Origin of the sequence: Mesorhizobium sp. M7A.F.Ca.CA.002.15.2.1, from assembly GCF_003998715.1 — a bacterium.
GTDB lineage: Bacteria > Pseudomonadota > Alphaproteobacteria > Rhizobiales > Rhizobiaceae > Mesorhizobium > Mesorhizobium ciceri.
Genome location: NZ_RZPI01000206.1, coordinates 1 through 8,187, shown reverse-complemented (window position 1 = coordinate 8,187; position 8,187 = coordinate 1). Strand labels below are relative to the sequence as shown.

The following is an 8,187-nucleotide window of genomic DNA, read 5'->3' as shown; positions in this document are numbered from 1 at the left end:
CCATGAGCCGGCCGCCTGAAACGGTCAAATCCTCGCCTTCGAGCAGCATGATGCCAAGATAGCGGGCGATGTAGGCGTGTTCGTAATAGGTTTCGTTGAGCGGCCCCGGCGTGAGGATGGCGACGCGGCCGTCGGTCTCCTTGGCCATGCCGATCAGCGCGTCGCGAAAACGGCGGAAAAAGCCGGCAAGGCGGTGCACATGCATCTCGCCATAGATGTCGGACAGCGCGCGTGTGGTGGCGACGCGGTTTTCCAGTGCGAAGCCGGCGCCGGACGGCGCCTGCGTGCGATCGCCAAGCACCCACCACTGGCCGTCAGGTCCACGGCCGAGCTCGAAGGCGCAGAAATGCAGGAAGTGGCCGCCGGCCGGCTTGGTGCCGAGGACAGGCCGCAAATATTCGGGGCTGGCGGCGATCAATCCCGCCGGCAGGATGCCTTTTTCGACCAGCCGGTTCGGCCCGTATATATCGGCGATGGTTTCCTCGAACAGTTCGGCGCGCTGCACGAGGCCGGCGCTGATCGCCGCCCACTCGCTCTCTTCGATGAGAACCGGGACATGCGCCAGCGGCCATTCGCGTTCATTGGCGCCGGCCTTGTCATAGACGCGGTAATAAACGCCGGCATCGCGCAGATACTGGTCGGCGCGGGCAAAGCGCTGGCCGAGCTTTTCAGCACCGAGTTCCTCGAGCGCCTCGACAAAATGCTTCCAGGCCGGGCGAGGATTGCCCGATGCATCGACCATCTCGTCGACGACGCCGTCTATGGGCTGGTAGTGCTCCAGCAGGCTGTGGGTCTGCGGCTTGCCGCGTCCCCTCTTGTGATTCCCCTTTGCCATTGCTGATCAGAGTCTTGCCGGCCGCCGAAGGTCAAGGGTCATCGGGAAATCTTCCGCCGGTTGTTCTTCACGGATCACATAGGCGGATGGCGTATGGCCACGCGGTTCGAAGCGGGCGAGCCGCCGAGCTTCCGCCTCGTTGCCATTGACCGGAAAGGTGTCGTAATTGCGCCCGCCGGGATGGGCGACGTGGTAGACGCAGCCGCCGACCGCACGGCCCGACCATCGGTCATAGATGTCGAAGACCAGCGGCGTGTTGACGGGCAGCGCCGGATGCAGGCCCGATGCCGGCTGCCAGGCCTTGAAGCGCACGCCTGCCACCGCCACTTCGCGATTCTCAGTGACCTTCATCGGCACGATGCGGCCGTTGCAGACGACTGCGTGGCGCTCCGGGTTCAGCCCTTCGGTCTTGACCTGCAGCCGTTCGACCGAGGAATCGACGAAGCGCACGGTGCCGCCGATCGCGCCTTGCTCGCCCATCACATGCCACGGCTCCAGCGCCTGGCGCAGTTCCAGCTTGATGCCGGCATGCTGAACCTCGCCGCAGAACGGGAAGCGGAATTCGAGCTGGGCGTCGAACCATTCGGGACGGAACTCAAAACCGTTGAGCTTGAGGTCGTCGAGCACGTCGAGGAAATCGGCCCAGACATGATGCGGCAGCATGAAGCGGTCATGCAGCGATGTGCCCCAACGCACGAAACGGCCGTCGAGCGGGCTCTTCCAGGCACGGGCAATGATGGCGCGGACCAAAAGTTGCTGCGCGAGGCTCATGCGCGCATTGGGCGGCATCTCGAAGCCGCGGAATTCGACCAGCCCCAGCCGGCCGGTCGGTCCGTCGGGCGAGAACAGCTTGTCGATGCAGATTTCCGAACGATGCGTATTCCCGGTGACGTCGGTCAACAAATTGCGGAACAGCCGGTCGACCAGCCATGGCAAGGGTGCGTTGCCCTGGTCTGGATGCGGCACCTGCGCCATAGCGATCTCAAGCTCGTAGAGCGAGTCGTGACGCGCTTCGTCGAAGCGTGGCGCCTGGCTGGTCGGCCCGATGAACAGGCCGGAGAACAGGTAGGACAGCGACGGATGGCGCTGCCATTGCAGCACCAGGCTCTTCAGCAGGTCCGGCCTTCGCAGGAACGGGCTGTCATTGGGTGTCGCACCGCCGACCACGACATGGTTGCCGCCGCCGGTGCCGGTGTGGCGGCCATCGATCATGAACTTGTCTGCGCCAAGCCGTGTCTGCCGCGCCTCCTCGTAGATCGCCGTCGTCGTCGCCACGCAATCCTGCCAGTTGGATGCAGGATGGATGTTGACCTCGATGACGCCTGGGTCAGGCGCGACGCGGATGACGTTGAGGCGCGGATCGTGCGGCGGGCCATAGCCTTCGATGTGCACGGGAAGGCCTATCGCCTTCGCCGCGTTCTCGGCCGCCGCGACCAGTTCGAGATAGTCTTCCAGCGCCTCGACCGGCGGCATGAACACGCAAAGCCGCCCATCACGCGGTTCGACCGAAAGTGCGGTGCGCACCGCGCCGCCGATCTCGGTGATCTCCTGCTCGACCCGCTCCTGCTGGCCGGTCGCAGCGGTGAACGATGCCGCCTGCTGGCGGCGCGCCATCTCGTCGGCGCCTTCCAGTTCGGCTGGAGCCGGTCCGGCCAGTATGGCTTCACGCGCGGGCAGCGGGCCGCGTGGCAGTGACGGATCGACCGGCACGATATAAGGGAATTGCTCCGGCGGCACATAGGGCAACGTGCCGAGCGGCAGCCGGTAGCCGACCGGTGAATCGCCTGGCACCAGGAACAGCCGGCCACGCCGCGTCTTCCATTTTTCCGAACGCCAGCGCGGATCCGATGCCTGGCTGTTCCAGCGCTGGACGGGGAGCACATAGCCGGACGGTTTGGTCAGCCCGCGTTCGAACACTTTCGCCATGCGGCTGCGTTCTTCCGGATCCTCCAGCCTAGAGTTGGACGGATCGACATTGTCGGGCAGCTTGCCTTCCTTGAGCAGCCATTCGGCCGGATCCTCATAGGCTTCGCTGACCATGGCTTTGTCGATGCCGAGTTCGCCGGCAATCGCGGTGAGCAGGCTTTCGGCCTGCTTCGGGCCGATGTCGGCCTCGCTCTTTTCGCGTGCGATCAGCGACGGATCGCTCCACACCGGCTGGCCGTCGGCACGCCAGTAGAGCGAAAAGGTCCAGCGCGGCAGGCTTTCGCCCGGATACCATTTGCCCTGGCCGTAATGGAGAAAGCCGCCCAGCGCAAAGCGCTCGCGCAGTTTACGGATCAGTTCGTCGGCCTTTTCGCGCTTGGTGGGACCGACGGCGGCGGTGTTCCATTCGGCCGACTCGAAATCGTCGATCGACACGAAAGTCGGCTCGCCGCCCATGGTGAGCCGCACGTCGCCGGCGGCAAGTGCTTTATCGACCTTGTTGCCCAGAGCGTCGAGCGCCTGCCAGCTTTCGTCCGAAAATGGCTTGGTGATGCGCGGATGTTCGGCGATGCGGTCGACCCGCATCTCGAAGCCGAATTCGACATTGGCGAAGCTCGCCATGCCGGAAATCGGGGCCGCGTTGCGGAAATGCGGCGTGGCGGCCAGCGGCACATGGCTCTCGCCGGTGAGCAGGCCCGAGGTCGGATCGAAGCCGATCCAGCCGGCGCCGGGAAGATAGACCTCGCACCACGCATGCAGATCGGTGAAGTCGACGGCGGTTCCGGCTGGACCGTCCAGCGCCACCAGATCGGGCTTCAACTGGACCAGATAGCCGGAAACGAAGCGCGCCGCGATGCCGAGATTGCGCAGGATCTGCACCAGCAGCCAGCTCGAATCCCGGCACGATCCCTTTTTCGCGGCCAAGGTCTCTTCCGGCGAGAACACACCGGTTTCCATGCGCACGATATAGGCGATCTCGCGCTGCAGCCGCGCGTTGAGATCGACCAGGAAATTGACGGTGTTGGCAGCGCTGCGATCGATGGTCTTCAGCAGCGCCGACAGCAGCGGTCCCGCCGGCTCCGGAGTGCGATAGATGGCGAGATCGTCGCGTATCTCTTCCGGATACTCGAACGGAAACGCCTCGGCCGACGGCTCGACGAAGAAATCGAACGGATTGTAGACCGTCATGTCGGCGACGAGGTCAACCTCGATCTTCAACTCCGTCACCGGCTCCGGAAAGACGAAGCGGGCGAGGAAATTGCCGTAAGGATCCTGCTGCAGATTGACGAAGTGGTTCGCCGGCTCGACCTTGAGCGAATGGCTCAGCACCTTGGTACGGGAATGCGGCGCCGGCTGCAGCCGGATGATCTGGGGCCCGAGAACCACCGGCCGGTCGTATTTGTAATGGGTCAGGTGGTAGACGGCTGCCAGAATTGCCATGGGGCCCCGGAATTCAGCGTTTCAAACGATTTCGCTGAACCCTGACACATCTGGCGGCCATTCTCCAAGCAGAGATGTTGCGGTGCACCTAATTTAAGCAACGGTTACCGGCTCAGAAAAATGCCTGCAACCCCGTCTGCGCCCTTCCCAGGATCAGCGCATGCACGTCATGCGTGCCTTCATAGGTGTTGACCGTCTCCAGGTTCTGCGCGTGGCGCATGACGTGGTAGCCGATCTGGATGCCGTTGCCGCCATGCATGTCGCGGGCCTGGCGGGCGATGTCCAGCGCCTTGCCGCAATTGTTGCGCTTGACGATCGAGATCATTTCCGGCGCCATCTTACCTTCATCCAGCAGCCGCCCGACGCGCAAGGACGCCTGCAATCCCAACGCAATTTCGGTCTGCATGTCGGCAAGCTTCTTCTGGTAGAGTTGCGTGCCGGCCAGCGGCTTGCCGAACTGCTTGCGGTCGAGACCGTATTGGCGGGCGCGGTGCCAGCAATCCTCGGCGGCGCCCATCGAGCCCCAGGAAATGCCGAAGCGAGCCCGGTTGAGGCATCCGAACGGTCCGCCAAGGCCCTTTGCGTTGGGCAGCAGCGCGTCCTCGCCGACCTCGACGCCTTCCATCACCACTTCGCCGGTGATCGACGCCCGCAGCGACAGCTTGCCGCCGATCTTCGGCGCCGAAAGCCCTTTCATGCCCTTTTCCAGCACGAAGCCACGGATCTCGTCCTTGCCGTTCTCCCCCTTCAGCTTCGCCCAGACGACGAACACATCGGCGACGGGCGCGTTGGAAATCCACATCTTCGAACCGGACAGCTTGTAGCCGTTGGCGGTCTTCTCGGCGCGCGTCTTCATACCGCCCGGGTCGGAGCCTGCATCCGGCTCGGTCAGGCCGAAACAGCCGATCCACTCGCCGCTGGCGAGCTTGGGCAGGTACTTCTTGCGCTGTTCGTCCGAGCCATAGGCATAGATCGGATACATCACCAGCGACGACTGCACTGACATCATCGACCGATAGCCGGAATCGACGCGCTCTACTTCGCGTGCGACCAGCCCATAGGTGACGTAGTTCGCGCCAAGCCCGCCGAATTCTTCAGGGATGTTGATGCCGAGCAGGCCGGCCTCGCCCATTTCACGGAAGATCGCGGTGTCGAAGGTCTCGTTGAGGTAGGCGTCCTCGATCCGCGGCGCCAGTCTGTCGGCGGCGAAGGCGGCCGCCCCGTCGCGCACCATGCGCTCGTCTTCCGAAAGCTGGCCCTCGATCAGGAACGGGTCTTCCCAGACGAATGCGTTCTTGTCGGCGGCCATCGCGTTTCTCCCAACCAATGCATGTCGCTCAAAACGATGACATGCATGAAGCAAAATGTTGGCCCGTTCTATCGGCCTGCGCCTCGAAAAAATCAAACGAAATTGATTCACCGATCAATGATCGTTAGGAATGGATCATGAGTGTCCAACGCCGCCTTTTACCCAACATCAGCGCCCTTGCCGCCTTCGAGGCTGTGGCCCGGCTCGGCAGTTTCACCGCCGCCGCCCAGGAGCTAGATCTGACCCAGGGCGCGGTCAGCCGCCAGATCAAACTTCTGGAAGATCAGTTCGGCCGCCGGCTGTTCGAACGCGACAGCCGCAATGTCAGGCTGTCGACATCGGGCGAGATCTACGCCGAGGCGGTGCGTTCAGCACTTGGGCAATTGCGTGACGCAGCCCTTGGATTGATGAGCAATCGGCATAGTGGCATGCTGAACCTTGCCATTTTGCCGACCTTCGGCACGCGCTGGCTGATGCCGATGATCCCCGATTTCGTCGAAAACAATCCCGATATCACCATCAACTTCGTCACCCGCGTCGGTCGCTTCGACTTCGCCAGGGAGAGGCTTGATGCCGCCATCCACTACGGCCTGCCGGACTGGCCGGAGGCCGACTCGACACTGTTGGTGCGCGAAACCGTGGCGCCGGTCGTGTCGCCCGAATTCCTCGCCGGCCGCGCCATCGCCGCACCGGCCGATATCGGCCGCCTGCCGCTGCTGCACATGGCGACGCGTCCTGGCGCCTGGACCGAATGGTTCGAGCATCAGGGCCTGAGCGCGCCGACCGGACCCGGCATGCAGTTCGAACAGTTCGGCACCGCCGCCCAGGCCTGCATGGCGGGGCTCGGCGTGGCGCTGCTGCCGTTGATCCTCATTGCAGGTGAATTGCAGCGCGGCCAGCTGGTGCCGGCGCCAGGCCAGCCCATGCAAAGCCGCAGTGCCTACTATCTCGTCGTCCCGCACGACAAGCGCGGCCATCCGCCGGTCGCCAGTTTTCGCGACTGGCTGCTGGGCCAGGTCGAGAAGGAACCGGCCGTTCTGGCGTGGTAGCTACTTTCGCTTCAGCGCATTCGCCAAAGCAGCACCGAACGCTCCCTGTTGCGCCGGCCGCTCCGGCTGGCGTTGCTGGGGTGCCGGCGAACGTGGTGCCGGCCTGCCGCCACCATTGTCGCGCGGTCCGCTGCGCGGTGCACCGCCCTCGCCGCTATCCTTGCGCATGGAAAGGGCGATGCGCTTGCGCTTGATGTCGACGTCGACGACGCGCACCTTCACCACGTCGCCGGCCTTCACGACCTCATGCGCGTCCTTGATGAACCGATCGGCCAGCTGCGAGACATGCACCAGCCCGTCCTGATGCACTCCGATATCGACGAAGGCGCCGAAGGCGGCCACGTTGGTGACCGTGCCTTCCAGCAGCATGCCGGGCTTCAGATCCTTGATGTCGTCGATGCCGTCGGCGAAGGTCGCCGTCTTGAAGCCTGGGCGCGGGTCGCGGCCGGGCTTTTCCAGCTCCGCCAGGATATCGCGCACCGTCGGCAAGCCGAAACGCTCGTTGACGAAGACGCGTGGGTCGAGTGCCTTGAGCGCGGCACTATCGCCCATCAACGACCGCACATCGCGCCCGCAGGCAGCGACGATCTTCTTCGCCACACCATAGGCCTCCGGATGCACCGACGAGGCGTCGAGCGGCTCGCTGCCATTGGCAATGCGCAGGAAGCCGGCGGATTGTTCGAAGGCCCGAGGTCCGAGCCGCGGCACCTTGAGCAGGTCCTTCCGGCTGGCGAAGGGCCCGGTCGCATCGCGATGCGCAACGATCGCGTCGGCCAGCGATGCGCCCAGACCTGAAACGCGCGCCAAAAGCGGCGCCGAGGCAGTGTTGAGATCGACGCCGACGGCATTGACCGCGTCCTCGACCACCGCTTCCAGCGAGCGGCCGAGACGGTACTGGTCGACATCATGCTGGTACTGGCCGACGCCGATCGATTTGGGTTCGATCTTGACCAGTTCGGCCAGCGGATCCTGCAGCCGCCGGGCGATCGAGACAGCGCCGCGCAACGACACGTCGAGGCCGGGGAATTCCGCCGCCGCCGTCGCCGATGCCGAATAGACCGAGGCGCCGGCCTCGCTGACGATCACTTTCAGTGGCTTCGGCCCGCCGTCCGCCGGCATGTCGGACAGCATGTCGGCCACCAGCTTTTCCGTCTCGCGGCTGCCGGTGCCGTTGCCGATCGAAATCAGCTCGACCTTGTGCTGGCGGATGAGCTTGGCGAGTTCCGCCTGCGTGCCGCGCACATCGTTTCTGGGCGGAAATGGATAGACCGTCGTCGTTGTCAGCACCTTGCCGGTGCCGTCGACCACCGCCACCTTGACGCCGGTGCGGATGCCGGGGTCGAGCCCCATCGTGGCGCGCGAGCCGGCGGGAGCGGCCAGCAGTAGATCCTTGAGGTTGCGGGCAAAGACGTGGATCGCTTCCTCCTCCGCCCGCTCGCGCAGATCGCGCATCAAATCGAGCGTCAGATGCAGCGACAGTTTTATACGCCAGGTCCAGCCCGCCACCTCCATCAGCCATCTGTCACCCGGAAGGCTGCCGCCGATGGCATAGGCATTGGCGATCATCCGCTCGACCGGCTTCACCGGTGAGGTGTCATCGGCATCGACCTCGATGTCAAGCGACAGCA

General features: G+C 64.3%; 5 protein-coding genes. 1 reads left to right on the top strand and 4 read right to left on the bottom strand.

Translation table 11 applies throughout. The annotated features are described in order from the left end of the window. From ENZ74_RS13910 to ENZ74_RS13900, 3 genes are all read right to left on the bottom strand, one after another. On the bottom strand, positions 1–835 hold an 835-nt coding region (locus ENZ74_RS13910; RefSeq protein WP_206522280.1), incomplete at its 3' end, for a circularly permuted type 2 ATP-grasp protein. 6 nt (positions 836–841) lie between these two features. Next, entirely contained in the window at positions 842–4,201 is a 3,360-nt protein-coding gene (locus tag ENZ74_RS13905) for a transglutaminase family protein (RefSeq protein WP_063168909.1), read from the bottom strand. Positions 4,202–4,313: 112 nt separating this feature from the next. After that, a complete protein-coding gene (locus tag ENZ74_RS13900) occupies positions 4,314–5,510 on the bottom strand; it encodes an acyl-CoA dehydrogenase (protein WP_013529824.1) in 1,197 nt (398 codons plus the stop codon). A 137-nt stretch (positions 5,511–5,647) separates the two neighbouring features. Between ENZ74_RS13900 and ENZ74_RS13895 the strand changes: the two genes are divergently transcribed. Beyond that, positions 5,648–6,559: a LysR family transcriptional regulator gene (locus ENZ74_RS13895; protein ID WP_063168910.1), complete on the top strand. Its 912-nt coding sequence runs from the start codon at positions 5,648–5,650 to the stop codon at positions 6,557–6,559. On the opposite strand, the gene ENZ74_RS13890 is transcribed toward ENZ74_RS13895, so the two are convergent. Then, the coding region (locus ENZ74_RS13890) for a Tex family protein (RefSeq protein ID WP_164761028.1) at positions 6,560–8,187 on the bottom strand (1,628 nt) is incomplete at its 5' end.

Excerpts from the sequence above, each read along its gene's own strand:
- ENZ74_RS13905 (WP_063168909.1), bottom strand. The coding sequence starts at position 4,201 with ATGGCAATTCTGGCAGCCGTCTACCACCTGACCCATTACAAATACGAC.
- ENZ74_RS13900 (WP_013529824.1), bottom strand. The coding sequence starts at position 5,510 with ATGGCCGCCGACAAGAACGCATTCGTCTGGGAAGACCCGTTCCTGATC.
- ENZ74_RS13895 (WP_063168910.1), top strand. The coding sequence starts at position 5,648 with ATGAGTGTCCAACGCCGCCTTTTACCCAACATCAGCGCCCTTGCCGCC.